Annotated in this window: 1 protein-coding gene; it reads right to left on the bottom strand. The window is 52.5% G+C overall.

Going from position 1 to position 1,614, the window contains the following annotated elements:
• Positions 1-291: 291 nt before the first annotated feature.
• Positions 292-1,614 (bottom strand): S-layer homology domain-containing protein (locus tag HMPREF9453_RS10950; protein WP_008860636.1); only part of this gene is annotated, 1,323 nt, incomplete at its 5' end.

Below are 1,614 nucleotides of genomic sequence, written 5' to 3' on the forward strand. Positions count from 1 at the left end.
GTGTCATATGTGACACAATATCCAGTGCCACCTATTTTCTCGTTTCCCCTTGAGGGGAAGTCCCGCGAAGCGGGAAAGGGTGTACGGGGCAGAGCGCCAATAGGATGCTCCATCACGGTCCTGACCGCCAATCGGCGGCCTGTGTCATTTGGGCTTCTTACCCTTGGACATGCCTGCGGTATGAGGATGCAGAGGGTTCCAAGGGTTCAGAGGGGGCGGGGAGAAAGGGTCTTATGTTCAAAAAAGCCATAAAAAAAGAACTCCCGAAGGAGTTCTCTTTTTTCATTCTCATTAGAATGCGTAGTTCAGTTCGATGCCCCAGGTGTCGTCGGGATCTTCGGTGCTGCCGGATGCTTTGGCTGCGAAGTTGTAGTAAGCGTCCAGTTCTACGTTCTTCTGGAGTGCTACGCCTGCGCGAGCTACCCAGAAGTGAACGTCGGACCAGTTATCCCAGCCGTAGTCCAGCTGGTCGGTGAGGTCCAGAGCGGAGTTGCCGAGGAGCATAGCACCGGCATCGGCTTTTACATAATGAACGCCCAGCTGCCAGGTGCCTGGTTTGTCGGTGTCCACAGCGCCATAGGTAAGGCCTGCAGTCCACAGAGCCGGGTCGTCAGCTTTGTAGGAGCCAAAATCGCCAAGATCAATCTTGCCGGACCACAGGGTCTTTACATAGTCGCCGTCAAGAGTGAAGTTGCCGCCCAGGTCAACGGTGGTGCCGATGCCCCAGACCTTAGCGTTTTTATCTCCGGAATATACATCAAGATTCTTCAGTCCATCATATAATTCAGCATTGAAGTTATGGGTGGGTTCCATGTAGAAGGCGGATACGTCAGCACCGTCGGCAATGTGGCCGGTGAGTTTTGCATACCATGCTTCGGTGGAAGCCTGGTCCTTCCATGCATAGCCATAATCACCTGCTTTAACATCTGTACCTTTAACGTCTTCATCCGAAAGTGTGAATGTCTTATATCCACTCTTGAAGCGGCCATAGCCTGCTTCTACGCCGATTTTGCCATTGTCCCAAGCTGCGTTGACGCCGTCGAAAATACCGTCTTCATCCCAGAAGGTGCCGGTCTGGTCGAGAGCTACGCCGAAGCGGCCGATGTTGACAGTGGTCTTGTCATTTGGTGTCCACTGGGAATAAATGCGGTCCATGGTGGTGTCGCTGGAATCACTGTCTTTGAAGTCCATTTCATTGACGAAACGGCCGTTAACGGTGACCTGGTCATTGACCTGGCCTTTTACGTTGATACGCATACGGCCATTCCAGGTATCGTTGTCCTTTGCTTTGCCTTCATCATTCAGATTGTGCTGGTACTGCATGCGGGCATCGCCGGACCAGTAAATGTTGCCGACTTTCTTTTCCAGGTTGGAAACGCGAACGCCCAGGTTAGCCAGTTCGTCAGCGTATTCGCCAGCCAGTTTGTCAAGGGTTGCACGCTGTTCAGCGTTCAGCTGGTCTTCTTTAGCCATAAGGCGGGCAATGATCTGAGCCAGTTCATAACGGGTAATGTTTCTTTCACCTTTGAAGGTGCCATCCGGATAGCCTTCTACAACGCCCTGGTCGGAGAGGTCGGATACTGCCTGGTAAGCCCAGTCATCAGTGGAAACATC

Source organism: Dialister succinatiphilus YIT 11850, assembly GCF_000242435.1.
In the GTDB taxonomy this organism is placed as follows: Bacteria; Bacillota; Negativicutes; order Veillonellales; family Dialisteraceae; genus Dialister; species Dialister succinatiphilus.